The 25930-nt window shown below is 44.4% G+C and carries 21 protein-coding genes and 1 pseudogene; 1 reads left to right on the forward strand and 21 read right to left on the reverse strand.

Annotated elements, in window-relative coordinates:
• Positions 1–73: 73 nt before the first annotated feature.
• The 6 genes and pseudogenes from ACHZES_RS04635 to ACHZES_RS04660 all read right to left on the reverse strand — a co-directional run.
• Positions 74–238, reverse strand: a pseudogene (locus tag ACHZES_RS04635) (cell wall-binding protein); the annotation flags it as partial.
• A 113-nt stretch (positions 239–351) separates the two neighbouring features.
• Positions 352–1704 carry a 23S rRNA (uracil(1939)-C(5))-methyltransferase RlmD gene (gene rlmD, locus ACHZES_RS04640; protein WP_353655190.1) on the reverse strand — a complete coding sequence of 451 codons (1353 nt, stop codon included), beginning with the start codon at positions 1702–1704 and terminating at the stop codon, positions 352–354.
• Between the two features lie 171 nt (positions 1705–1875).
• The gene (locus ACHZES_RS04645) at positions 1876–2169 is read right to left on the reverse strand and encodes a hypothetical protein (protein ID WP_025232686.1); all 294 of its coding nucleotides are present in this window, start codon (positions 2167–2169) and stop codon (positions 1876–1878) included.
• Between the two features lie 216 nt (positions 2170–2385).
• On the reverse strand, positions 2386–4674 hold the full coding sequence (gene pcrA / locus ACHZES_RS04650; protein WP_154524405.1) for a DNA helicase PcrA: 2289 nt from the start codon (positions 4672–4674) through the stop codon (positions 2386–2388).
• Positions 4675–4864: 190 nt separating this feature from the next.
• Positions 4865–5725, reverse strand: a complete 861-nt coding sequence (locus ACHZES_RS04655) for a patatin family protein (protein ID WP_038282367.1) — start codon at positions 5723–5725, stop codon at positions 4865–4867.
• A 1-nt stretch (position 5726) separates the two neighbouring features.
• Positions 5727–5825: a hypothetical protein gene (locus ACHZES_RS04660; protein WP_404820327.1), complete on the reverse strand. Its 99-nt coding sequence runs from the start codon at positions 5823–5825 to the stop codon at positions 5727–5729.
• On the opposite strand from ACHZES_RS04660, the gene ACHZES_RS04665 reads away from it, so the two are divergent.
• Complete coding sequence (locus tag ACHZES_RS04665) at positions 5790–5930, forward strand: DUF6783 domain-containing protein (protein WP_404820328.1); 141 nt, start codon at positions 5790–5792, stop codon at positions 5928–5930. The genes ACHZES_RS04660 and ACHZES_RS04665 overlap by 36 nt on opposite strands.
• A gap of 17 nt (positions 5931–5947) precedes the next feature.
• Here ACHZES_RS04665 and ACHZES_RS04670 read toward each other — a convergent pair whose 3' ends face one another.
• From ACHZES_RS04670 to ACHZES_RS04740, 15 genes are all read right to left on the reverse strand, one after another.
• Positions 5948–7723: an ABC transporter ATP-binding protein gene (locus ACHZES_RS04670; RefSeq protein ID WP_395547741.1), complete on the reverse strand. Its 1776-nt coding sequence runs from the start codon at positions 7721–7723 to the stop codon at positions 5948–5950.
• Positions 7699–9441 (reverse strand): ABC transporter ATP-binding protein, encoded by a 1743-nt coding sequence (locus tag ACHZES_RS04675; RefSeq protein WP_038282369.1) that lies wholly within the window; start codon positions 9439–9441, stop codon positions 7699–7701. Before ACHZES_RS04675 ends, ACHZES_RS04670 begins: the two co-directional genes overlap by 25 nt.
• 486 nt (positions 9442–9927) lie before the next feature.
• Positions 9928–11415, reverse strand: a complete 1488-nt coding sequence (locus ACHZES_RS04680) for an aldehyde dehydrogenase family protein (protein WP_038282372.1) — start codon at positions 11413–11415, stop codon at positions 9928–9930.
• Between the two features lie 375 nt (positions 11416–11790).
• Complete coding sequence (locus tag ACHZES_RS04685; protein ID WP_038282375.1) at positions 11791–12153, reverse strand: MmcQ/YjbR family DNA-binding protein; 363 nt, start codon at positions 12151–12153, stop codon at positions 11791–11793.
• Positions 12154–12176: 23 nt separating this feature from the next.
• Positions 12177–12590: a DUF3788 domain-containing protein gene (locus tag ACHZES_RS04690; RefSeq protein WP_154524411.1), complete on the reverse strand. Its 414-nt coding sequence runs from the start codon at positions 12588–12590 to the stop codon at positions 12177–12179.
• Between the two features lie 242 nt (positions 12591–12832).
• Positions 12833–13168 carry a cupin domain-containing protein gene (locus ACHZES_RS04695; protein WP_395547740.1) on the reverse strand — a complete coding sequence of 112 codons (336 nt, stop codon included), beginning with the start codon at positions 13166–13168 and terminating at the stop codon, positions 12833–12835.
• A 15-nt stretch (positions 13169–13183) separates the two neighbouring features.
• Complete coding sequence (locus ACHZES_RS04700; RefSeq protein ID WP_395547739.1) at positions 13184–13654, reverse strand: NUDIX domain-containing protein; 471 nt, start codon at positions 13652–13654, stop codon at positions 13184–13186.
• 155 nt (positions 13655–13809) lie between these two features.
• Positions 13810–14169 (reverse strand): heavy-metal-associated domain-containing protein, encoded by a 360-nt coding sequence (locus ACHZES_RS04705; RefSeq protein ID WP_395547738.1) that lies wholly within the window; start codon positions 14167–14169, stop codon positions 13810–13812.
• Positions 14170–14424: 255 nt separating this feature from the next.
• Positions 14425–17448: a glycoside hydrolase family 2 TIM barrel-domain containing protein gene (locus ACHZES_RS04710; protein WP_395547737.1), complete on the reverse strand. Its 3024-nt coding sequence runs from the start codon at positions 17446–17448 to the stop codon at positions 14425–14427.
• A 90-nt stretch (positions 17449–17538) separates the two neighbouring features.
• Positions 17539–18372: a carbohydrate ABC transporter permease gene (locus ACHZES_RS04715; protein ID WP_038282384.1), complete on the reverse strand. Its 834-nt coding sequence runs from the start codon at positions 18370–18372 to the stop codon at positions 17539–17541.
• 1 nt (position 18373) lies between these two features.
• Entirely contained in the window at positions 18374–19264 is an 891-nt protein-coding gene (locus ACHZES_RS04720; RefSeq protein WP_395547736.1) for a carbohydrate ABC transporter permease, read from the reverse strand.
• Between the two features lie 75 nt (positions 19265–19339).
• Complete coding sequence (locus ACHZES_RS04725; protein WP_038282390.1) at positions 19340–20713, reverse strand: ABC transporter substrate-binding protein; 1374 nt, start codon at positions 20711–20713, stop codon at positions 19340–19342.
• A 99-nt stretch (positions 20714–20812) separates the two neighbouring features.
• Positions 20813–22366 (reverse strand): response regulator, encoded by a 1554-nt coding sequence (locus ACHZES_RS04730; RefSeq protein WP_395547735.1) that lies wholly within the window; start codon positions 22364–22366, stop codon positions 20813–20815.
• Complete coding sequence (locus ACHZES_RS04735; RefSeq protein WP_395547734.1) at positions 22363–24144, reverse strand: sensor histidine kinase; 1782 nt, start codon at positions 24142–24144, stop codon at positions 22363–22365. The genes ACHZES_RS04730 and ACHZES_RS04735 overlap by 4 nt, the downstream gene beginning before the upstream one ends.
• A 77-nt stretch (positions 24145–24221) precedes the next feature.
• Positions 24222–25922 (reverse strand): DUF2264 domain-containing protein, encoded by a 1701-nt coding sequence (locus ACHZES_RS04740; RefSeq protein ID WP_395547733.1) that lies wholly within the window; start codon positions 25920–25922, stop codon positions 24222–24224.
• Positions 25923–25930: the final 8 nt, after the last annotated feature.

A 25930-nucleotide genomic window follows, 5' to 3' on the forward strand; every position in this document is an offset into this window, starting at 1 on the left:
TTGCTAGATATATTAGTACTTTGAATTTAGTTTTAAGAGGAGTAAAGTTTTAATTACTTTGCTCCTCTTAATTTTATAAGGATAATCCTAGATAATATAATGAACCGTCATGATCTGGTGTTAATGTCACCGGCTCCGTTACCATCTTTCCATCAGCATCAACGGCATAAATCTTTCCGGAATTCTCCACAAGCTGTGAAGTGCACATAGCTCCGCCTGGGCCAAGGTAATACCAGTCACCCTTATACTTGTACCAAGTATTTGAATTTAAATATCAGTTTTATAGTTAAAACATCAGCTTCCGTACAGGAATACGTTAATCAGCTCAGGTTGAGAGGTCTTGCACGATCATTACAGGGATAATAGGCAAATAGTCTCCACATTTGCCGTCGAAGGAAACATATCCACACAACAAACCTTCTCCACCCGATACCCTCTCTCTTGAAGAACAACCAAATCTCTCACCAAACTAGTCGGCTTACAAGAAACATAAACCATCCTGTCCACGCCAAAATCAATAATCTTCCCCAACGCCTTCGGATGAATCCCATCTCTCGGCGGATCCAAAATAATCAAATCCGGCTTATCTTTCAACTCATCAATAATCTTAAGTACATCCCCGTCAATAAATTCACAATTCTCAAGGCCATTCAGACCTGCATTCTCTCTCGCCGCTTCCACCGCCTCTTTAACGATTTCAACGCCCACAACCTTTTTGGCCACCGGAGCAATGATCTGAGCAATGGTACCCGTTCCGCTATATAAATCAAAGACAACCTTATCCTTAGTCTCCCCCACATATCCTCTGACTGTCTCATACAATACTTCCGCCCCAAGGGAATTGGTCTGGAAGAAAGAAAACGGGGAAATTTTGAACTTCAGCCCTAAAAGCTCCTCATAAAAATAATCCTGTCCATATAAAATATCGGTCCTGTCACTCTTAACCACATCTGCCAGACTATCGTTTAAAATATGAAGAATGCCCACAATCTTCCCATTTAACGAAAGTCCCAGCAACAGATCTGTCAGTGGCTTCAAATCCACCTCTTCCTGTGTCGTGGTAACCAGGGCTACCAGGATCTCACCGGTCTTAACAGCCCGGCGCACCAAAAGATGACGCAGATATCCCGTATGCTGCATCTTCTTATAAAAACCGGTTCCCAATTGTTCGAAATACTCCTTAACCGTCTTCAGGATGTCACAAAAATCCGGATTGACTATCTTACATTCCGTAGTAGTCACCACGTCATAAAAACTTCCCCTTTTATGCATTCCCAAAGCCAAGGGGCCATCCTTATATTCATCCCCAAAGGAGAACTCCATTTTATTCCGGTATTCCGCTTCCACAGGGCTTGGCCGAATTCCCTCAAATTCATAATCCTCACAAACTCCGTCTATAAGATCCTTTACCTGCTGCTCTTTGATCTTAAGCTGCTCCGCATAGGGAATTGTCTGATATACACAGCCCCCGCAGCTTCCAAAATGAGGACATGGATTTTCTGCCGATTCCAGGCTTGAATGCTCCAATACCTCAAGAATCCGCCCCTCACAGCGTCCTCCTCTTTTTTTGTTTATCATAACCCGTACCTTCTGGCCGGGAAGTGCATGCTTTATTGTAATCTTCCCTTCCGGAAGTTCAATGACTCCCTTGTCAGGAAAATCAAATCTACCAATCGTACCTTCGTATATCTCGCCCTTTTTCACTATACGTGCTCCTCTTCTATCTTTATTTCTGCAAGCGATGAGCCGAGTGCAGGAATTTTTTCATTCCCGCATCTGGCAAATGCTGCAGGCTATATATTTTTTTTCAATTTCAATCGAGCAAAAAAGCGTGTCTCACTGTCTGAGGCACGCTCTCTCTTTATAATGCCGATCCTACTCTTCAGAACCTTCGCCCGGTTTATCATCTTCAAAGAAATCATCGTCGAAATCATCATCAAAATCGTCTTCGAAATCTTCTAAATAGTCCGGTGTGAAGAAACGGTATACGGTATAGGCAATTCCTGCCACCGCCGCCACTGCACCTATGATAGCCAGTATCCAGAGGATACAGTTTTTCTTCTTTTCTTCCTGTTCCCTTCTATGAAGCAATTCATTCACTCTGCTTGAGTTCATAAGATCTTCCAGCTTACTCATGGCTTCTTTACTCATTGCATCAAATCTGTTCATAACTCCACGTCCTTTCTGAGAGCCTTGCTATTTTATGCCCATTATTCAGGGCTGAACCCACCACACTTTATTGGGTGTAAAGGTATGCCTGTAGGGCATCTCCTTCATATTTTCCGGCTAAGTTTTAGTCTCTCTGCCTGTCGCAGTTATTATACCATTATATTGATTCTTTTACTATCATTTTTGCTTTTTTTTAATAAATTATGTATTTTTAGATCAAACTCGTACAAGTTTCAGCTTTGCAAAGGAAGCAAACATTTTTTTGACGCCTGCCTGATCAAACTGAACTGTGACTTCAAAATCCCTTCCGCCGTCCTTGATCTCCAATACTTCGCCTTCCCCAAATTTCACATGGCTGACCCGGTCCCCTTCTTTATAGTTTAAAGAAGCTGATTTTTCTACAGTAAATGCTTTACCAAAACCAGGTGTCGATACAGGCGCTGAAGTTTTTGATGCATAGGAGTTGTTTCCGGGCCCAAAGCTGCTGACACCTGACGTCCTGCCGGATGACTTCGGTTTTCCCCATGGCAGGCCGCTGTCATCGTAATCAAGCGTACGCGCAGCAGACAGTCTTGGCTCCAGCTTATTTGAATCCAAAAGCGTATCAGGAATTTCATCTATGAATCGGCTGACTTTGGAATATCTGGTTTCTCCATTGACCATTCGTTGTCTCGCCGCCGTCATCATCAGGAAATCCCGAGCTCTGGTGATTCCCACATAGCAAAGTCTGCGTTCTTCTTCCACATCCTCCTTATCATCTGAAGAAATGGACATCATGCTTGGGAACAGTCCGTCTTCCATGCCGCTTAAATACACTCTTGGAAACTCAAGCCCCTTGGCGCTGTGCAAGGTCATAAGGGTTACTCTGTTTTCAGAATCATCCATTCGGTCCACATCGGCTACCAAAGCCACCTCTTCCAAGAATTCACTTAAATTAGGATGCTCATGCTCCCCTTCAAAGCTAACCGCCTTATTGATCAACTCTTCTATATTTTCCAGACGTGTCTGGTACTCAATTTCACCTTCTGCTTCTAATTCCTTCTGATAACCGGTTTCATCCAGGACATCTTCGATCAGTTCATGGATCGAATACGTCTCTTCTTCAAGCCTTCTCCGGAAATCCTCGATCAGTTCTGTAAACTTTAGAACTTTCTCCGCTGTTTTTCCAAGTCCCGGCACAGCCTTTGCACGGCAAAAGGCATCATAAACGGAAAATCCATGTTCAGAAGCAAACGCCTGCACTTTCCCCAGGCTGGTCGCTCCAATTCCCCTTTTGGGCACATTGATGATTCTTAAAGATGCTAAATCATCCTGTGCGTTGGCAATGGTCTTTAAATAGGACAGTACATCCTTGATTTCTTTTCTCTGATAGAAATTAACGCCACCCACCATACGGTACGGAACATTATGTTGAAGGCATTTTTCTTCAATCAGACGGGACTGGGCATTGGTCCTGTAGAGGACCGCGCAGTCCTGGTAGTCAGAAGAGCTGTTTAAAATATCACGGACAATGGCATCTGCCTCTTCCGAAGCGTTATCAAACTGCTTAAACTGTACCAGAGGACCTTCCTCATTGGCGGTCCACAGGGTTTTATCCTTTCGTCCCCGGTTATGGCGTATCACCTCATTGGCTGCATTTAAAATGCTCTGGCTGGACCGGTAGTTCTGTTCCAGCTTAATAACCTTAGCCCCAGGATAAGCCTTTTCAAAGTTTAAGATATTTTCAATGTTAGCGCCGCGGAATTTATAGATGGACTGGTCGTCATCTCCCACAACACAAAGATTCCTGTATTTTCCTGCCAGCAGGCTTATGAGCTTAAACTGGGCCGTATTGGTATCCTGATACTCATCCACCATAATGTATTTAAAACGTTCCTGATAATAATCCAGGATTTCTGGATTATTCTGGAATAGCTGTACGGTTTTCATGATTAAATCATCAAAGTCCAGGGCATTGTTCTTTTTTAGCTGACTTTGATATTCTTTGTAAATCTGCGCCACTTTTTTCTGCCTGAAATCACCGCCGGCATTCAGTTCAAACTCCACGGCTGTCACAAGCTCGTTCTTTGCTGTGGAAATAAATCCCAGCATCGCCCGGTCCTTATAGATCTTCGGATCCATATCAAGGCCCTTTAGTACATGGCGCATTAGAGTTTTCTGGTCATCCGAATCATATATAGTAAAATTCGTTGTATAACCAAGGCTTTCAATGTGCCGCCTGAGAATGCGCACACAGGATGAATGAAAGGTGGATACCCAGATACTGTCCGCACCAAAGCCCACCAGGCGGTCTACACGCTCCCTCATCTCACCAGCCGCTTTATTGGTAAAAGTGATGGCCAGGATATTCCACGGATTGATGCTTTTCTCTTCTATTAAATAGGCAATGCGGTGTGTAAGAACCCTGGTCTTACCAGACCCGGCTCCTGCCAGCACAAGAAGCGGTCCGTCCGTATGGAGTACCGCTTCCTTTTGCATTGGATTCAATGTATCATAAATACTCATATATTATACCGTACTTTCCTTTCCTCTTTACTGCCCATCTTTTCAGGGCATAAAGGTATACCTGTAAGGTGTTTCCTCTTTACTGCCCATCTTTTCAGGGCATAAAGGTATACCTGTAAGGTGTTTCCTCTTTACTGCCCATCTTTCCAGGGCATAAAGGTATGCCTGTAAAGCGTTTCATCTTTCATGCTTACTCTTCAATCCCCAAATACTTTTTTAGTTCCCCCATATGTTCTTCCGCCAGACGCCGCCCATCCCCGTACAGGGCCTCCAGCTTTCGTTTATCTTTTTCAGTTCTCTGTACTGTAACGTGCTTATCCGGACGAATAACATAGATTCTTCCCTCTTCTTCCAAACGGTCAATCTCTTCTTGCATCCGGTTATACCGGTCCGGGACCTCATTTAATGCCTTCAAAAACTCAGGCAGAGGGGCAAAATAGCGTTCATACCCTTTTTTTGTCCATTTATCAAGCGGAGGTTTCCGATATCCGTGCTCCCTGGTGAGTATCACAACGATCTTATCATATCCCAGATCAATAGCTCTCTGATATGCAATGGACATGGAGCAACCCCCATCCAGATATTTTTTCCCTTTTACAGGGATCATGCTGGATAAAACAGGGAGACTGCTGGAAGCCTTGACAGCACCAATAAAATCATCGCAGGAACTCTTTTCAAAATATTCCGGTTTTCCTGTTTTACAGCGGGTGGCAACCACCTCAAAGGTCTGCTGGGACTTCCCAAAAGTATCATAATCAAAGGGAACCAATGTATCGCACAATTCCCCAAACAGGAAATCAAAATTAAAAATGGAGCGGTTTTTTACCATATTCCGAAAGCTTAAAAACCGTTTATCATTGACGTAATCCAAATCCACTTTAATGGTACGGCCGATCTGTTTGCTTACATAGCTCATGCCGCACATAGAACCGGCTGATACTCCGTTCACATAGGACATCTCAATTCCCTGTTCCATGAATACATCCAAAACCCCGGCCGTAAATACGCCCCTTAGGGAACCCCCTTCTAAAACCAATGCTCCTTCTGTCATCTTATATCACCTCGCCTTCTATTCTATTGCATTTCCACCGTCCGGTCAATCTTTTTTCCAATCCATGGCTTATTTGAAAGCTCATGGCATAAATCAGCACGCCCCACTTTGTGGTATATTTGCCCCTAATTCAGCTGGTGCAGTGAACTGCAATGCCTTCAATTGGAACAAAATTCCCACAAAGTATGCGTGCGTCTTTGAATAACAGTTTTATGACACTCCTTAGGAAAACTGGCTCTGATAGAGTTTATAGTAGGCGCCTTTTTGATCCATCAGTTCCTTATGGCTTCCGGCCTCCATGATATTTCCCTGGTCAATGACAAATATACGGTCAGCCTTGCGGATCGTAGAAAGACGATGGGCAATGACAAAGGAAGTCCTGCCCCGTAAAAGTGCATCGATTCCCTGCTGTACCAGAAGCTCAGTATGGGTATCAATGCTGGAGGTTGCTTCATCAAGGATCAAAATCCCAGGCATTGATACCATGGTTCTTGCAAATGCCAGAAGCTGCCTCTGTCCGATGGAAAGGCCTGCGCCTCTCTCACTGATCACCGTATCATATCCGTTTTCCAGCTTCATGATAAATTCATGGGCATTGACCGCCTTAGCTGCATCTATCACCTCAGTATCAGACGCATCCAGACGTCCGTATTTGATATTGTCCCGTATGGTTCCGGAGAACAGGAAATTATCCTGGGTCATGATTCCCATCTGACTCCTTAAGCTATTTAAGGTCACTTCTTTTATTTCGTGTCCGTCAACAAAAATCTTTCCAGCGGTCGTTTCGTAAAATCGGCTGATAAGATTTACTATGGTAGTCTTTCCAGCGCCAGTCGGTCCTACCAGCGCTATGGTTTCCCCGGGTTTAACGGAGAAATTCACATCATCAAGAATCAGCCGGTCCGGCTCATCTCCATAAGCAAAGGATACGTGCTCAAAGACTACCTCACCCTTAATCTCCGGTAAGGCCACAGCTCCCTCCTGATCTGTAATTTCCGCTTCCGTATCAATGATATCAAAAATACGTTCCGCAGCGGAAATATTGGTGGTCAGTTTATTATAAAAGTTAGCCAGATTCCGGATAGGGCTCCAGAACATAGCGATATAGGTTGAAAACGCAAGAAATGTACCGATTCCAATGTTTTCTACTCCGACGATCCGGATTCCTATGAAATACAGCAGGAAACCTCCCAGCCCCCAGGTTATTTCTACCAGAGGACCGAAGCCATCCGCTACAATAACCGCATCCATGAAGGCTTTATAATGCTGGTTAACCAGATCATGAAATACCTCTTTTGTCTCAGGTTCTGCTGCAAAGCTCTGTATGATCCGGATGCCGGATAAATCTTCGTGTACATAAGCATTTAAATTTGATGTTTTTTTACGGTAGATCTGCCACCTTCTATGAACCGTGGTCTCAATCAGAAACATACCCACAGCCAATATCGGGAGCGTCAGCAGTGCCGCCATTGCCAGGCGGTAATTCTTTATCAGCATGATGATCGCCACACAAACAACTGTAAGCAGATCCGGTATCAGCTGAGTCACACTGTCCGACAACACATCCTTTAAGGCATTTACATCTCCAATAATTCTTGCAAGCACCTTTCCCGTAGGCCGGCTGTCAAAAAAGCCAAAACCAAGGGTCTGAATATGCTTATAAAGCTCTTCCCTGATATTTAAAAGCACACGGTTGGATACGTCTGCCATAAGGCGCATGCGCATCTTTGTGCCTGCAAGGAACATAAGGAACAGCACGGTAGCACCGGCGCCCAGCCATAAAAGGCCTGCCATATCCTTTTTAGCCACACAGGAATTGATGGCATATTCCATCATAAGCGGCGCTGACATGCTGATGGCTATGGTTCCGGCCATGATAAAAAGAACGATGATAATCTCTTTTTTAAAATCCAGGAGATATCGATACAGGCGAAGCAGGGTGTCCTTTTTAAAAACTTCCTTCTGATCTTCATCTATTCTGCTAGAATTGACTGCCATTTCATCTCCTCCTCTCCATACTGCACCTGATAGGTTTTATAATATTGTCCACGCATTCTCATAAGCTCCTCATGAGTTCCCCGTTCCACGATCCGTCCTTCATCTAAAATCAGGATCTCATCGGCACGGCGCACCGCTGAAATTCGGTGGGCAATAATGATTTTCGAACTGTCCTTTAATTCTGCAAGATGGGCCTCGATCTCCTTCTCTGTTTCCATATCTAGAGCTGAGGTGGAATCATCGAGAATTAAAAGAGGCGTTTCCTTTGCAATGGCTCTGGCTATGCTGATCCTCTGCTTCTGTCCCCCGGAAAGTCCGACTCCCCTCTCCCCGATTACTGTATCATACTGCTCGGAAAGCTTCTGAATGAAGCCGTGAGCCCCTGCTGAGATAGAGGCCTGCTGCACGCTTTCCCATTCCGTTGCATCCTTATTTCCAGTCTTAATATTTTCCGTAATGCTGTCCGAAAAAAGGAATACATCCTGCATGACCACCGATACCTGACCCCTTAGAAATGCTAAAGGCAGATCCTTTACATTGATCCCGTCTAAAAGGATTTCTCCCTTTGTTACGTCATAGAAACGCTCGATCAGATTGACAATGGAACTCTTTCCGGAACCGGTGACTCCCATGATACCAAGGGTTTTTCCCTTTGTTAAGGTAAAATCAATGTCGCTTAAAATACTCTTTCCATCCAGTTCAAAGTCCACATGTTGAAAGGACAGTTCTCCCTGGATCGTATCCGGCAGGACCGGGCTTTCCGGATTTTGGATAACCGGCTGCTCATCCATGATCTTTTTGATCTTTTTGTTGGAGGCCACCGCTGCTGCAATATCATTACTGAGCCAGCCCACCATTTCCATCGGCCAGATAATGTTATTGGCATACTCGGAAAATGCCCCCAGATCTCCAATGGTCATCTTATCGTTAATGACCAAAATACCGCCTGCAACAATGACTGCCATTAAAAGAACCTTTGATAAAAAGGATATGTTAGGCTGGTAACGGACGATCAGTTTGGCCTGCTTCATGTTTAAATCGTAATACCGTTTATTATGTTTCCTGAATTTCTCGATCTCGTAACCTTCTCTTGCAAAGGCTTTCACGGTACGGACCCCTGCCAGATTTTCCTGCGCTACCGTATTTAATTCGGCGGTCTGCTCACTGATCTTATCGTAAACCTCTCCCAGACCGTTTTCCATCTTGACCGCATACCAGGCGATCAGGGGGAGAATCACCAGCGGAATCAGAGTGAGGCTGGGGCTTAGACGGTACATACAGACGATTACAATGACCGTATGAATGGAACATTCTAACACCAGCATTCCTACAAATCCGAAAGCATTCCAGATTCGTTCCGCGTCATCCTTGATTCTGGCCATCAATTCTCCTGTGTTGTGGCTGTCAAAATACCCCATAGACAGGGTCTGGATGTGGTCAAATAAATCCTTCCTTAAATTGCATCCGATTCCGGATGCGGCATAGTCAAATATAAATTCCTTTGTGTACTGAAGTACCGCTCTACCAAGTCCGATTCCCACAAGCCCTAAAAGCAGCCTCATGAGAATCTGCATCTGTCCCCCCACAATGACATCATCAATAATATGCTTTGTGATCTGGGGGGCCATTGCATCCAAAAGGATGCTGACGACCATAGCCACAATCGCCAAAACATACAGTAAACTGTACCTCTTTCCATACTTCCATAGATTTTTCATACTTTTCCTCCTTTACTTACTGCAAGCATGAATGGGCTATTCGCCCTTTTATGTAAAAAAAAACCGAAAAAAACTGCATAGTGCGGTCTTTTTCGGTAAATTGCAAAAAAATAGCCGCAGTCAATTCAGACTGCGGTTAAAAACTCATTGAAGCAGCTCCTGATTAGAGCCGTCAATCATCCCATGACATCTATAATCATGAGATTCTATCTTCATTGAGGCAGACTGAATTAATATAAAATAATTTTTCTATTCTATTCATTCCAATTGCATTATAGTAACGCTTCATAGTATCTGCCTCCTTTTCTTAGAATTATTGGTATTAATTGTACAATTACTAGAATACTTCCAATTTATTATTTTGTCAAGCAATATATCACATTTATTTATCTATTACATTTCTTCAATCCGTTCAATCCTTTTTTCCATACAAAAAAGCGGTTTTGGCACTGTGTACGCCAAAACCGCTTTCTGTCTACTTTCTATTTATTTAACCGGATAAAAACCAGAAGGGGATTCACTTAAGTTGATCATGATATTCTTTGTCTGGGTGTAGTGTTCCAGAATGACCTTATGTGTCTCACGGCCAATTCCCGAAGTCTTATATCCGCCGAAAGGTGCTCCCTCAGGAATGGAATTATAGGTATTAACCCACATACGTCCGGTCTCCACCGCTCTGGCAACCCGTATAGCCCTATTGATGTCCCTGGTCCATACTGCTCCGCCCAGTCCGTACTGGCTGTCATTGGCCATGGCCACAACCTCATCCTCTGTCTTAAACTTAATAATACATGCCACAGGTCCGAAGATCTCTTCTTGTGCCACTCTCATGTCGTTTGTCACATTGCCAAGGAGTGTGGGCCTTAAAAAAGCTCCGTTTTCCAGTCCATCCTCCAGAATCTGTTCTCCGCCACAAAGTACGGCAGCTCCTTCCGATTTTCCTATCTCTATGTAGCTTAATATTTCCTTCATATGACCTTTGCTAATCTGACTTCCCATCTGGGTATTTTCATCCCACGGAAGGCCGACCTTTACTTGGTTAAACCGTTTAACCGCTTCTTCCACAAATTTATCGTAAATGCTTTCCTGCACAAAGACCCTGGAACCCGCACAGCACACCTGGCCCTGGTTAAAGAGAATACCCAGCTGTAAACCATCCATGGCCATCTCCCAATTACAGTCCTCAAAGAAAATGTTGGCTGATTTGCCGCCCAGCTCCAAAGTAGCCGGAATCAGCTTTTCCGCTGCTGCAAGGGCCACGTTCTTTCCTACTTCCGTTGAGCCGGTAAATGCCAGCTTCCGGAAACCTTCATGTTCCAGAATATACTGCCCGGACTTGGAACCTGCTCCGGTAATAACATTGAATACCCCTGCCGGGATCACATCCTGAATCAGCCTTGCTAATTCCAGAACGCTGAGAGAAGTGGTGCTGGAGGTCTTAAAGACGGAACAGCAGCCGCTTGCCAATACTGGTGCCAGCTTCCAGGCTGCCATCAGGAATGGAAAATTCCAGGGAACGATTTGACCAACCACGCCGATAGGCTCTCTGAGGATCAGGCTTAGTGTATTTTCTCCCAGCATATTGGCGCTGCCCTCTTCCGCAAGTATGCAGCCTGCAAAATAGCGGAAATGCTGAGCTGCAAGAGGAATATCGACCGCCATGGTTTCCCTTATGGGTTTCCCGTTGTCCAGGGTTTCCACCATGGCAAGATGTTCCCTATTTGCATCTATGATATCCGCAATCTTATTTAAAATGGCAGCTCTCTGGTTTACCGGTACATGCTTCCAGGTCTCAAATGCCTTCCATGCTTCCCGGACCGCCTCATCCACGTCTTCCTTTGTTGCTTCGGCGCACTCAGTCAGCACCCTCCCATCGGCCGGACAAAAACTTTGAAAAGTTTTTCCATCAGAAGCATCCTTCCACTGTCCGCCTATGAATAACTGATATTTCTTTTGAAGCTCTACGTTCTGCATAATTTTATCTCCTCTCTTTTATTTTCTTTGGTACTCAAATCTTTACTTATGTTTCCATTATACTCCCGGTATTTAATCTGTCAATTTAAATATTTATTTAACATTATTGATATTTAATTATCTTTCAATGTTTATTTTTTAACATTATGCAATATTTATGCTTATTAACCAATTTTTCTCAAAAACCAATCTTTAAATAGATTGATATTATTAATGCTGAGGAATCTCTTCTATCGTAATCCGAGTTAATTTTATATGATAATTTGTTATCTTTTTCACATTTTAGTTCTTTTTCAGCATTAGTCTTTTAGGTATTTTCAGTAAATAAAAAACCGCAGTTCATCCGGACTGCGGCCAAAAATTTATTAAAAATGTTCACTCTCCCAGCAATTCTTTTTGTTTCTTCTTCGTCAGCCCGGCTAATACCAGACGGTATGATTTTTCCAGTAAATCCTTCAGCAAATCATCAGGTACGTTTCCATCTGCTTTAATGGAATTCCAGTGAACCTTATTCATATAATAGCCGGGGATGATATCCTCATACTGCTGCCTTAAAAACTGGCCTTCTACCGGTTCCAGCTTTAATGTGATCAAAGAGTCTATGCCCTGGTCATTCTTACACACCGCCGCAAACATCTTATCGCCAAGAAGATACCTGGTCCAATTCCATTCCTCCTTGAAATCACTGGATACCCCATTCATTGATTTCAAGTATTCATCAATCCACTGATACCTCATATATTTCCTCCGAATCATTTTTATTACTTTTTATTGGGCCTTCTTTTTATCTTTAACAGCTGCATCATATCATCGAAAAGCGATTGGTCCTTTATCATAAACATGATCCATTTTCCATCGTGGTAGGTCGTTGATTCATCGTATACCTTCTGGACCTCCGGGGAATAGTTCTGCCGTTCCCGTTCAAAGGTCTCCCGTTCGGCTTGTCCCAGAATTACCATGAATCCAAAGCAGTCCTCTTTGGCATACAACGCGCAAAGGGTCTTTCCGCCTCTGCGGTATTTGTACTCGTACTTCCACCTTTTGCCGCCGCTGTTCCACTGGCGTTCCATATCATACTTCTCTTCGATTCTTTCACAAAGGCTTTTCCATGATTCAAATAAAGTCTCCCCTATCAGGGAAGTCATCTCTTCTTGTGATGGAATCTTTTCCAGCATAAAATCCCCCTCTTTCAACAAGTTTTTCAAACATAAGATACCGGTGCATTCATTCGCTTTTCCGTTACCTCTACTTCCAGTAGCCCAGAAAGCGACTGCATATGCTCTTCAACTTCAATTATTATAATTCTCCATCATACCAAAATAAAACAATACCGGACTCTTTCTGACTGATATTTATGAAACGTCATATCTCCTGCTTTTCTTTGACATTATATCACCCCAAATACGACAACAGTATGTCACTGTTGGGGAACAACCGCAAAGAAAATCAAGTCAGCTTCGCTATCATTAATCAGGCTGTGAGCATACCCTTTGGGACAATAGTGACACAGTCCTGCCTGTACGGCTTCTTCTCCGCCATCAAATAGCATTTTCCCTGTTCCCTGTAGAAAATATATGATTTCACTGCTTGTATCGTGGGTATGCATTCCTATGGATGCGCCCGGCTCCAACTTTCCATAGAGAATCTTATTGTTCTTATCTACAAGCATCTTTGACTTAAATTCTTTTTCTCCGCCGTTAAAATGGGGGAGTATGGTTTCCTCTATCCCGTCAAAATTTATGATCATGTTCATCCAGCCTTTCTTATTTTATATCTCCTGTTTCTGCAGCTTTTCTACCCGGCCATTAAGAAAACAGAGAAGAATCCTGTCCATCAATACTGGCATGATCTCAGGATACGTCAGGGAATCAGGCATCTCATCCAATAGCCGAATCTTTTCTATCTCAAACCCCGGCGGTATCTCTCCAAGTTCTTTGACTTCACTATAAAACAGCATTCCAAAAGATTCTTTTGAACTTTCCTCGTTCTCATCAAGATTCTGAACCGAATATCCACTGACCGGTTCCATGATATATTCTATTGCTCCCGTCTCCTCATAAAGTTCCCGGTTGGCAGTTGTTACGATATCCTCCCCCTTTTCCCGGTGTCCTCCAGGGATTTCAAGGGTGTTCCGGTTCTTGTGCTTACAGAATATCCATTTATTCCTGTACCGCGAAGCAATGACTGCATACTCCAGTAAATGATCCTCAACAGAATCATAAAATGTTACTTTTACCATCAGATCCCCTCCTATTTGATATCAACTTACCATGTATGAAAAAGAAAAACAATATATTTTTTATGTAATTTAGGTCTATAAAAACAAAAAAAGCAGCAGACAATCATGAATTAAAATAAAACCATCTTTGTCCGCCGCTTAAACAGTCAATGTACTTATTTGATCTTCCCGGGAGTATATCCTGCTTTTCTCACTATCTCTTTCAGCTCATCCTCCGTCATCTGCTCTTTCATATGTATGACTGCCAGTTTTTTCTTTAAATCCACAGAAGCATATAATCCTTCCCGGCTATTAAACTCATTCTCCACTCTCTTTTTGCAATTACCGCAGGTCATTCCTTCTACCTCCAGGGTTCGGGCATAGGGATAATGGGAGATATCTTTATCAGCAGCTTTAATTTTCTTCACTTCACTGCCGCCGCTTCCGCAGCAGCCATACTTCGTCCTTTTTATGGTACCTCTTAATCCAAAGTAGCAAAATACAATTAAAATACCACAAATTATTGCAGTGGACATCCTGTAACCTCCTCTATCCTTTTTCTTCATTTTTATACAAATGTATCAATGAGATATGCTTTCCTATCCAGTTGATGCCCGGTAAAACTGGGCATGCTGTTCCAAGCAAATCCAGCCAATCCTATTATAATACAATACTATAAAAAAAGGACAGAATTACCTGATTATTTTTATCAACAACTTTATTTTTCTCTCACAAAAATAAAACGGCAGACCGTAAGATTTTTTCAAACTCCTACCGTCTGCCGCCTGCATTTATGATCTTCTTTCAATAATAAATTCTGTTACAAGCTCTTCTTCCCCGCTTATACAGTACTCCGGGTGGACTGGTGCTCCCCAGCTGTCATCACCGCCTACGCCTCTCATGGCACCTAAAATATTTACTACCGTATATCTTGGTGCCGGAAGCTCTTCTCTGTGGGTAGCCGATTCAAGTTCCTCCGCCGTATAGGGAAGTACGGAAGCATCAAACGCCTGACCTGCTGCGCAAAAACCGATGGAATGGCCCTCCATATCCGAAACATTAAGCCAGCGGACTCCGGTTCTGTTGCCGCACTCCTGAGGTACCAGATAACGGGAAAGGTTATTATCCGGCGTATCCTCATAGATTCCCAGCCTCGCCCCTTCATTCCTGTCGCAGTAATTTTCCTCAGGTCCTCTTCCATACCAGGTGAATTTCTTAGCTGCATCCGGTGTGATGAGTCTCATTCCAAAGGCAGGAAGTTCTGGCAATCCCTTTTGACCCCGGAATACGGCCCTTACATGAATCGCTCCCCTTCCATCTACTTCGTAGGTAACCTCTGTCGATGCCTTGGGAACCGTAGAAAGTGCATAGGTATAGGTGACCTTTATGCTTCCTTCCTTCTCTTCCACCGCACAATTCTCGTAATAAGGGAACCTGCCTGCCCCATACCACACGGAACTTGCCACGGAAAATTTATTTCCTTTATCATTATCTGTAGTCGCTCTCCAGTACACCGGCATCATTGGTCTTCCGACCCATTCCTTTCCGTCGTAAACCAGCGAAACGATACCGCCTTCCTGCTTGGAAAATAAGATCCGGAAGCCATCTCCCGTAACGCCGATGTTGACGTCGCCATGAATAACTTTCAAAGGCAGCCCACAGCATTTCTCCTTCTTTCCTTCTATGACTGAAACCGCCTCGCCAAAGGCTGTTTCAAAGCCGGAATCTGCCCATAAGGTATCATTTTTAAGAATTGCCGAAACCTGGCAGACATATTCCCCCGGCTCCGTAAATTCCGGTACCGGAACGGCTTCATACCTTGTATCCAAAGGCTTTACCAATGCATCAAAGCTCTTCTGATAAACCGGTTCCCCGTCCTTTAAAACCGAATATACAAATTCAAGGTCAGAGGTATCCGTAAATAATCTCCTGTTTTCTATAGATACGCCTTTGGAGTCAGGAATCAGACGGATATCCTGATATAAGTATTTGACCTCCTGAGCCTTTGGAGAGATAGTTCTGTCTGCATAAGCGATCCCATTTCCACAGAAGCTGTAATCCGTGGGCCTGTCGCCAAAATCCCCGCCATAAGTCATATGCTCCTTGCCGTAAACGTCCTTTTTCATCAGGGACTGGTCTATATAATCCCAGATAAAACCACCCTGATACATCTCATATCTATCTTCCAGATCCGTGTACTTTTTCATCCCGCCAAGGGAATTGCCCATGGCGTGCATGTATTCACAAAGGATAAAGGGCTTCTTTGGATCTGTATTTAAATATTCCTCTACCTCAAATGGCTTTGCATACATCCGGCTTTCCATATCGCTGGTACGGTCAAATTCCCGGTTCCAGAACACACCCTCATAATGAACCAGCCTGGAAGGATCCCGTTCCTTGAAAAACTCTGACATAGCCAGAATGTCCTCTCCTGCATAGGATTCATTTCCACAGGACCAAATCAGTACACTGGGATGATTCTTATCCCGTTCCAGTACGGACCTTGCCCGGTCCACCACGCAGTCCTTCCACTCAGGAAGGCTTCCAGGTACATTCCAGGATGGCTCACAGGCTCCCATCTTCTGCCAGGAACCATGGCTTTCTAAATTCGCCTCATCAATGAGGTAAATCCCGTATTCATCACAAAGCTCATACCACAGGCTCTGATCCGGATAATGACAGGTCCTGACCGCATTGATGTTGTGGCGCTTCATAAACCGGATATCCCACATCATATCTTCTTTGGTAATGGAACGGCCTCTTTGTACATTGAATTCATGACGGTTGACCCCCCGGAACACAATCCGTTTTCCATTAAGGCACATCAGACGGTCTTTCATTTCAAAACGACGGAATCCCACCTTCTGAGGAACGATTTCTTTCATATTCCCCTGCTCATCGTATAAAATAACGGTGAGTTCATACTGATATGGATCCTCACCGCTCCATAAACGGGCATTGGATATGCGGGCGGAGAATTCCACTTCTTTTTCTGCCGGGATTGGTCCCCAGGAGGCGACCATTTCCCCAGCCTTATCCTTTAATATAGCGCTGATACTTCCCTTTATTTCTCCTGTAAGAGCCAACTCTGCACGGAACAGGCCATCCCGGTAGTCATCGGATACGTCCCCATGAATGAATAAATCCTCCACATGGCATTCTGGAACCGCATATAAATACACATCTCTGAAAATCCCTGAGAACCGGAAGAAATCCTGGTCCTCGATCCAGCTGGCACTGCTTCTTTTATAAACCTCTACTGCAAGGCGGTTGGAACCCGGCCGAACAGCATCCGTAATTTCAAATTCGGAGGGCGTAAAGGAATCCTCAGAATATCCGATAAAGGTTCCGTTCAGCCAGACATAAAAGGCCGTTTCCACTCCCTGAAAGGACAGGAACAGTCGTTTCCCCTTAAGCGGTTCCTCCAGCTCAAACTCCCTTAAGTAGCTTCCCACCGGATTATTCTGCCAGTCAATATGGGGAGGCCTGATGTCAGACAGACCATCCCATGGATACATGGTATTGATATACTGGCATCCGCCATATCCCTGAAGTTCCATATGTCCCGGAACCTCAATGGTACCAAAGCTGTCCAGATTAAAATCACTTTCGTAGAAATGCTCGTTCCGCTCCGTAGGATTTTCTGCATAGGAAAACTTCCATGTACCATTTAAGGATTGGCGCTGTCCCATGATCCCCCTTAGAGCTTCTGCTTCCGTTTCATAATAGCAGTGATCGGAATGGGCAGCCAGACGGTTTACCGCGAAAACTCGCGGATCCTCCAGCCATTCCAGTTTTGCGGTCTTTTGATCCATTGAAAGAAACCTCCTTCTATAAATATTAAGTCCATTATAATCCACCACTTTAAAAGAATCCATGGCATTTCTTACGATTTCCTATATCTTTTATTCTTTCACCGCTCCGGCAGCGATTCCTGCCAGAATGTACTTCTGGAAGAAAATATAGATAAGGATGGTCGGCAGCATAATGATGATGATACCTGCCGCCAGCTTCTGCCACGAACCCTGCTGGGCATTGGCATAATTCATCAAAAAGGTGGTTAGCGTACGAAGCTTGTTCTTTGGCATGTATAAGTATGGAATATACATATCATTGATGATGGTAATTGCCTTGATGATCACCACAGTAGCTGTGGCAGGCGCCAGCAGAGGAAAAATGATCCTAGTAAACAGGCCGAAATAAGAACAGCCGTCCAGGAGCGCGCTTTCATCAAGAGATACCGGAAGGGTCGAAATGAACTGCCGGTAAATATAAAGCTGCATCAGATCCGATGCCACATAAATCACGATGGGTGCCCCAAGAGTATTGTAAAGGCCGATGCCGTTTATGATTTTAAATCTGGCAATTTCCGTTACAAAGCTTGGGATCAGCATACCCAGGAAAAAAAGGCTCATGATCACCTTTTTAAGCTTAAACTCAAAACGCTCCAGAATAAAGGCGGTTATCGTTCCAAAGAGCACATTAAACAGAATGCTGACTGCAAGTATGATGCCCGTATTCTTAAAACCAATCAGTAGATATTTATCCCCTATTACCTTTTGAAAGTTTGAAAGAGTGATCCGTTCCATTGGCGGCAAAAGCAGGGGGGAGGTATTCACCATATCCGCCTTAGTCTTGAAAGCGGCAAACAGGGTCAGAAGGATAGGCGCCAGAACGATCAGGACCATTCCTATGCAAATAATCTGTTTTAATCCCTGTTCCATTGTACGTCTTTTCATCTTATTTTCTTCCCCCTTTCAGAATTCCATGAATGATCTTGTTCTGAACCAAATAAATAACAACGATCATGACCATAATCGCCACCGCCATGGTAGAAGCAAGGCCAAAGTTGCTGTATTTAAAGGCCGTATCAATGGTATAGAGCGTAAAGGTGGAGGAGGCATATCCCGGTCCTCCGCTGGTCATGACATAGGGGATATCAAATACCTGAAGAGCGCCCCGGATGTTATCAAACAGGACAAAATCCACCATGAGCATAATAGACGGTATCTGAATGTACTTGAACATTTGCCACGCATTTGCTCCATCCACTCTGGCTGCTTCCTGTACATCCTGGGGAAGAGACTGTAAGGCCGCCATAAAGAGGATGACATGGTACCCGGAAAATCTCCACAGGGATACAAAGGCCAGCACGAAATTGACGATTTTAGGATCGGACAGCCAGTTTCTTATCAGACTCTCTAAATCAAATACGGTTAAAATCTCATCAAATGCTCCATTTATAGGAGAAAAGAAATAGGAAAAGGCATAAGAAATTGCAACCCCATTGATGATATATGGCATAAAAACCATGGTTTTATAGAATTTTGACGCCCTGAGCCTTGAGGTTAACAGCACTGCAAACATCAGCTCTATGGGAATAAATATTAAATGCGCGAAAAAATACACCCCATTGTTGCGGAGGGAAAGCCATAAGTCCCTGTTCCGGAACATGGCCGTATAATTGTTAAAACCGATATGATCATAGGTTTTAGAATATCCATCCCAGTTTGTAAAACTCATGCGGATTAAGTCAAAGGCCGGAAACACCACAAACCCGATAAGCAATACCATAGGAACAACAAGGGAGCATACAATAAACCTTTTTTTCTGTTTTTCCAGAGAATTCATAGATACCTCCTGATTCAAGTCATTGGAAGAAAAGGGGGGCAGGGCTTCATCACCCTGTCCCCCTTTCCAATCTGTTTATTTAATTCCAAGCTTTGTTCTGGCTTCCGCCCATTTTGTATTGAGTCCATCCAGTTCCGCTTTTAAATCAAAGCCATTGGTAAACATCTGGGCTCCCAGCTTCTTGTAATCAAATGCGATATCATTCTGGATCGCCTGGAAATTGTCTCCGCCACCGTCATACATAACCAGTTCCTTATCCGGCTGCTGCTCATCTGACTGGGCAAGGATCGGGTCCTTTTCCTTGGGGAAGTTCTTCATGGAAGATGCGCTGGTTACATAATTGATGTATCCTGGGTACCAGTCTTCGCTGTAAAACCATTCTACGAAAGCCTTTGCCAGCTCCGGATTCTTACTATGGGTGGTTACACCCATGAAGGAGTCGCCCTGTACGATAACACGGAAGGGATCGTCTTTGGAATCTCTTACCGGAAGGTAGAAGGTGCCAAGTTCTGAAGCATCATCGGTACCGCTTTGAATATTCTGCAGGCCCCAGTCTCCCAGAGCAATGATAGCCGCTTTTTTCTGTGCAAACAGGGACGTCACCTGATCGTTGCCCATGCCAAGAGGATCTTTGCCGAACACATTTTTGCCAAATAAGCTGTAAACCTTATTGTATGCCTTGTTAATGTCGGTTCCATCTGCGAACGGAGCATCTGTCTTTGCCATATCGTTCCAGTTCTGTCCATTGCCGCCTTGAAGTGCAGGCATAAATTCCATGTACGGATAATCCGGCCATTCATCTTTTGCGCCAAGGGCGATTGCCATGAAATCCGGGTCGTTTTTCCCATAATAGTCCTGAAGAGTCTGAGCTGTTTTCTCGAAATCTTCCCATGTGGTAGGAACCTCAACACCAGCTTCCTTAAACATGTCTTTCCAATAATAAACGTATTCATAACCCGCTGTCATTGGAATTCCTAAAACCTTGCCATCCATTGCGTATCCGGAGGCCAGTTCGTTGTTTTTCGATGCTTCCAGCCCGGATAAATCCACCAGATAGTCCTTGAATCTGGATAAGGTGAAGGGCTTGTTAAACATTACATCTGGAAGCTGGTTTGCTGATGTTCTCATCTTCATGGCATTCCAGTACTCGGAATCATCCTTGATCTTTTCTACTTCAATATCTGCATTGGGATATTTCTCCTGGAATTTCCCAACCATATCATTTTCATCAATATAATCCATCAGGTTATTGTCCCAGATGGCAAATACCAGACTGCCTTTTAAGTCTTCCTTAGCTTCCGGCTTTCCTGCTTCTGTCTGGGCCCCATCCTGACCTTTCGCCGTGGTTTCTTTTGGAGTTTCCCCGGTTCCATTTGATGAGGAACAGCCGGTCATAGCTCCTATTGCCATTGCTGCACAAAGCCCCAAAGCCAACACTCGTTTTCTCATTTCTGTAATACCTCCCTTGTTTTGATGAGATTATATTACCATTTCAAAACATCCTTCTCCATGAGTTATGGTTTGAAAACTTGATCTATCGTTAGGTCTTTATTTCCGGTACCCGCCCGGACTTACTTTGCACAGCTTTTTAAATACTCTGGTAAAATGCTCCACACTGTTATAACCAACGCTCTGACTGATTTCATAAATCTTTAAATCCGTTGTCTCCATCAGCTCCCTTGCCTTTCGAATGCGGACCTCGGTCAAGTAGTTGCTGAAGGTCAGCCCTTCTTCTTTCGTAAATCTGGTGCTGAAATATTTTTCATTCAGACCGATGAAACTTGCCACGCTTCCCAGCGTCAGCTCCGGATTGGCATAATTGTCCATAATGAACCGTTTTGCACGGATCATCATATCCGCCTGTTTCCGATCCGCATGGTGGGCATTATAATCCATGATCCAGCGGAAATAATTATTCAGCCACAATTCCAAGCTCCGCATTTCATCCAAACGGCCGATTTTCTCATAATAATTGACCTCTTCTGCAAACAGAGCACTGATGTCATCGTGGTTATCCGAAAGCTGCCAGGCTATGCTGCAGATGAGATGGAGGCAGGCCTCTTTGGCAGCTTTTAATTCCATTTTATAAAGTTCAGAAAAGAATCCCTTCTTTTCCGACCATACGGTAAATTCATCGCCTATCATCAGTCCCTTTATAAGCTTTTCATAATCCTGTCCCGCCTGCCGGACCTGCTGGAATGAGACCGCATCTTTTTCCCATGGATCGCAGATCTTCCCTTTCCCTTTTAAATACTTTAGCCTTAACTGCTCTCCTGCCTCTTCAAATCGGTTTAAGAAATCCTTTGTACCATTTCCCGGGCTGCTGATCCCTGCGGAAACGGAGAGATTCATAAAGTGCTTCCAAACATTGCATAACTGCTTACAGGCGGAAACCGCATTTTCCCTATACTGCTCCGGATCGGTGATACGATACAGCAAACAATAGCGGGAAGGCGCCACTGCCCCAAGAATGCAGCGGGATGCCACCCGGGGAATCTGCCCGGCAAGCTCTAACATGGGCTTTATTAGTTCTTCTTCAAAATCCTCTCCAAAACGGGCCGATGCCTTATGGAAGTCTTCTATTTCAAATTGTATCACCAGGTATTCCTGTTGAAAAAAAGTCTCCTCAAGGGATCGTCTTCCCATGGCCATATCTACAAGAAGAACAGAATCCGGGATTTTTACCACCGGATTCTTCTCTCCTCCTGTTTCATTGCCGTGATCGTGAAATACCTCTTCATCCAAACGTTTCAGCATTGCTGCAAGAGTTTCCTCTGTTAATCCGGTCTTTAACAGGTAATCGCAGGCCCCCAGACGGAAGGCATCCCGAACCAGCTTAAAATCGTCATAGCCGCTTAAAACCAGTACTGCCGGAATGGTTTTTAAACGGTTTAACTCCTCTAAGAGGCCGATTCCATCCATAACCGGCATTTTCATATCGGTGATCACCAAATCCACCGGATGATCCTTGATATATTCCAATGCCTGCTGTCCATGAATGGCATCCGCGGCAATCTGATACCCCATCTCTTCCCAATTGATCAAAGAGCGCAGGGTAATTCGTACTATGGTATCGTCATCCACGATCAGGACATTTCTCATAGGTCTTCCGGTTCCTTTCTTTTTATGGGGATGCGAATGGAGGTTCTTGTGAACCGGCCCTTTTCGCTTTCCATCTCAAATTCACAGCTTTCGCCATAATTAAGCGTAAGCCTGGTTTTTACATTGGTGATTCCGATTCTTACATGATCCTTTTTCCCTTCCTTTTCCTCTTCCCCATTCAGGATCTGGCTCATCTCTTCTTCCGACATTCCCTTTCCGTTATCCCGGATCTCAAGGAACAGATATCCATCTGCTTCATGAGCTGTCAGCCAGATGAATCCCATCTCGTCCATCAGGCCGCTAAAGCCATGGACAATGGAGTTCTCCACAACAGGCTGTAATATAAGCCTTGGGACCAGGCAGGAAAAACAGGATTCCTCTATCTCATACTTTATGTCAAACCCGTCGGAATAGCGGATTTTCATCAGATAGATAAAGCTATCTAAAACCTCCAGCTCCTCTTTTAAAGGATAAAATCCCGTATTGCTTCGGAATGAGCAGGATAATATTTTAATGAGCGCCTCTGCCATGCGGGCTATGGACTCATATTTTGACATCTGTGCGATAAATCGGATTGAATTTAATGAATTTACCAAAAAGTGAGGGTTGATCTGAGACTGCAGCGCCCTGATTTCTGCCTCATGCTTTTTCTGCTGCTGTTCCTCATTTTCCTGTATCAGCTGCTTTAACCGTCTTGTCATACGGTTAAAAGAATGGATCATCAGGCGCAGCTCTTCCTGTCCTTTTGGTTCCACATGGACCAGAAGGTTTCCCTCCTCCACCTTTTTCATGCCCTCAACAGTATGATGGATGGGGTCAATGATGCTTTTTAAGAAATAACTGGAAAAACGGTAGAACAGTGCAAACAGGAGGAGCGTAACTGCTACAATGACGGCTGCAGTCCTGTTAAAGCTTCTTGTAAGGGCTTCATAAGACACTACGCTGATGATCTTTAAGCCGGTCACCGGTTCTTCGGTCACCACTCCCATATAACGTCTGCCACTTGCCTGATATCGGAATTTGGGCTGTTCTAAGGAAATATTCCGGGGTAAAAGGTCCATCGTACCTTCTGCGTCAAAAATGGCCTTTCCTGACTTGTCCGCAATTATGGTAGATCCCAGCAGCCGTTCCTTATTATAATCTTTTATCAGACCTCCGGTCCTGGATGAGACAAACAGTGCCGTCATCTCTATCACTCCGTCCCGGTCCACATCCATCCCAGGAGACAGGCCTGCGGCAATGGTCAGGGTATAGGCATTTTTTCTGGAATTGGTCACACTGCGGTCATAAAAACCTACCTTTACCACATTGGGAGCTGCCAACGCCTCCTGATACCAAGAGGAGGTCCTAAGTTCATTCCTGTCCAGGGTAATATCATCCTTCATATAGGTATGGTCTCCGTCTTTCATATAAAATACGGCAGACAGGATGTCCTGCACCGGAACCATGGCATAATGAAAGGATTCGGTAAGGATTTTTGTATAAAGATATCTTTCAGCCACATCTTTTGTATTGGTTTTCGCTGCGTTTTTTATGACTTCATTGTCGTTAACATATACGAAATGGGATAAACGGAGAGATACATCCTTTACTTCTCCGCCCAGAGTAGAGGCGATGTTATCCTGGGCACGCCGGATGTTGGAAACTGCGGAATCCACCATCATGGTACGGATAATGAGGATGGACAGTAAGATTATAAAAAGAATAGGAAACACGATGAGGGCGAAGAAGCTGCTATAATAAGAAGCCTTTAAATTCTGCTTTTTATTCATCCACATCTTCTTACGCCCTCCTCGCTGCTACCTGTTTATGACTTTATTATACAGCGGAAAAACATTAAAATCAATGCATCATTCTATCGGATTATGCTCTCCACCCTCGTTTCCAGCCGGATAGTTTCCCCTTTTTTTATACGATAAGAAACCGCCGGTATGGATGAATTGGGATACAGCACGTTGGTATTGGGATCTGCCTCTATTACCAGGCCTGCTGCCTCCGGGCCTTCCCCATACACCATACAATCCTGCTTTCCAGAGGATACAAATGCTCCCTTCCCCTCTGCCTTCTGCTCATAAGTTTCTGTGAATTTCTCCACGGAGAAGCCGCAGTCATAGGCAGTGCAGTCGTACTGGCTTTCAATCTCGTGAATCCTTAAATGGCCGTACTCTTTCGGAATAATGGTTGATGTGACCATGATTCCCGGGAACGGATGCCATCTGCTGACAACCCGGTCTTCCAAAACCTCATAGGAATCACTGTATTTCCGGACGAATACATAATCATCTCCGTCAATGACAAAGGCCAGAGAAGAATCCGGAGCATTTTCATGAAGCACGATCTGGCTTTTTGCAACGGAAAATCCAAAACGGGTGGAATAGGCAAACTTGGAGTATTTTTCCGGCACATGGCCGTGTCCGTATTTCTCGCAAACTCCTGCCGGATAGGAAACTACATCCTTTCCATGGCGATGCATCACCATATCCGCTTGTTTTAACATTTTTACCGGCTCCAGCTCTGGTAAGTCCTCCGCCTTTGCAGACCAGAAGGGATGATCATCGGGAAGCCCCAGGCACAAAAGGGTCTTCATCCCCCAGTAAGGAGAACCCGGCGCATTGTAGCGTTCTGCCATGACTAAGTTTGGATATCCATATCCAATGGTCAGCACGCCGTCACGGTCAAAGATCTTCTGCTCCGTCCACCAGTTCAAATGGCGGGCTATGATTCCCTTTACAACTCCTGCCGGGATATCATCAAGCCCTGCAAATACATATGCAGACCAGAATGCTGCCTCTCCAAAACGGTAGGACAAGCTTCTTCCGTAAGGGAGAGCGGATCCGTTTTCATCAAACCAGTATATAAAATCGCTGGCAAACCGCTTTGCACGTTCCTTAAACAGAAGGCACCTCTCCGGCTCTTCATCCTCCATTGCCACCGCATACAAAAGCCCGTAATAATGAATGGCAAAGGAAATGTAATAATCCTTCTGACAGGAGCCGCCATCCCGGTACCAGCCATCTTCAATATAATAGCTTTCAATTTTTTCAAGACCAGATGCCAGCCGTTCTTTACTGTACCGGCATCCCAGCTTTTTTAAAGCAACGTTCACAAGAATCATAAAAAACTGCCAGTTGCATTCAGGAATGATATACTCATTGATTCCGTAAAGCCATTTTGCCAGATTCTGTTTTCCTTCCTCGCTTAAAGGCTCCCATAATTTTTCCGGAGTAAAAATCAAACCGCTGGCGATGGCCGCCATTTCCACAAACCGCTGGTCATAATCCTTAAAACCTCCCCAGTATTCCGGATGAGAAGGATCGGTGCCGTTTGCAAGGCCTTTCTGATAAATCTCTTCAAACCCCTTGCCTCCCCCAAGCCACAAGGGAACCAGTGACCATAAAGGCCGGGAAAATGCCTCCATCTCGATGCTCACCTTAGGATATGTGACACCGCTGTCTCCAAGGGGAAGCCTGGCGCACCCTTCGCTGTACAATGGCTTTAAGGGGTTTAACACCTGGAACATCCATTGCTGGAAGTCCTGTTTTGTTTCAAGTTTCATCTATATTC

This window comes from Lacrimispora sanguinis (assembly GCF_044987295.1).
Classification (GTDB): domain Bacteria; phylum Bacillota; class Clostridia; order Lachnospirales; family Lachnospiraceae; genus Lacrimispora; species Lacrimispora celerecrescens_B.

Coding starts and splice junctions, on each gene's coding strand:
- ACHZES_RS04645 (WP_025232686.1), bottom strand. CDS start 2,169: ATGAACAGATTTGATGCAATGAGTAAAGAAGCCATGAGTAAGCTGGAA.
- pcrA (WP_154524405.1), bottom strand. CDS start 4,674: ATGAGTATTTATGATACATTGAATCCAATGCAAAAGGAAGCGGTACTC.
- ACHZES_RS04655 (WP_038282367.1), bottom strand. CDS start 5,725: ATGACAGAAGGAGCATTGGTTTTAGAAGGGGGTTCCCTAAGGGGCGTA.
- ACHZES_RS04665 (WP_404820328.1), top strand. CDS start 5,790: ATGGCTTATTTGAAAGCTCATGGCATAAATCAGCACGCCCCACTTTGT.
- ACHZES_RS04670 (WP_395547741.1), bottom strand. CDS start 7,723: ATGGCAGTCAATTCTAGCAGAATAGATGAAGATCAGAAGGAAGTTTTT.
- ACHZES_RS04675 (WP_038282369.1), bottom strand. CDS start 9,441: ATGAAAAATCTATGGAAGTATGGAAAGAGGTACAGTTTACTGTATGTT.
- ACHZES_RS04680 (WP_038282372.1), bottom strand. CDS start 11,415: ATGCAGAACGTAGAGCTTCAAAAGAAATATCAGTTATTCATAGGCGGA.
- ACHZES_RS04685 (WP_038282375.1), bottom strand. CDS start 12,153: ATGAGGTATCAGTGGATTGATGAATACTTGAAATCAATGAATGGGGTA.
- ACHZES_RS04690 (WP_154524411.1), bottom strand. CDS start 12,590: ATGCTGGAAAAGATTCCATCACAAGAAGAGATGACTTCCCTGATAGGG.
- ACHZES_RS04695 (WP_395547740.1), bottom strand. CDS start 13,168: ATGAACATGATCATAAATTTTGACGGGATAGAGGAAACCATACTCCCC.
- ACHZES_RS04700 (WP_395547739.1), bottom strand. CDS start 13,654: ATGGTAAAAGTAACATTTTATGATTCTGTTGAGGATCATTTACTGGAG.
- ACHZES_RS04705 (WP_395547738.1), bottom strand. CDS start 14,169: ATGTCCACTGCAATAATTTGTGGTATTTTAATTGTATTTTGCTACTTT.
- ACHZES_RS04710 (WP_395547737.1), bottom strand. CDS start 17,448: ATGGATCAAAAGACCGCAAAACTGGAATGGCTGGAGGATCCGCGAGTT.
- ACHZES_RS04715 (WP_038282384.1), bottom strand. CDS start 18,372: ATGAAAAGACGTACAATGGAACAGGGATTAAAACAGATTATTTGCATA.
- ACHZES_RS04720 (WP_395547736.1), bottom strand. CDS start 19,264: ATGAATTCTCTGGAAAAACAGAAAAAAAGGTTTATTGTATGCTCCCTT.
- ACHZES_RS04725 (WP_038282390.1), bottom strand. CDS start 20,713: ATGAGAAAACGAGTGTTGGCTTTGGGGCTTTGTGCAGCAATGGCAATA.
- ACHZES_RS04730 (WP_395547735.1), bottom strand. CDS start 22,366: ATGAGAAATGTCCTGATCGTGGATGACGATACCATAGTACGAATTACC.
- ACHZES_RS04735 (WP_395547734.1), bottom strand. CDS start 24,144: ATGTGGATGAATAAAAAGCAGAATTTAAAGGCTTCTTATTATAGCAGC.
- ACHZES_RS04740 (WP_395547733.1), bottom strand. CDS start 25,922: ATGAAACTTGAAACAAAACAGGACTTCCAGCAATGGATGTTCCAGGTG.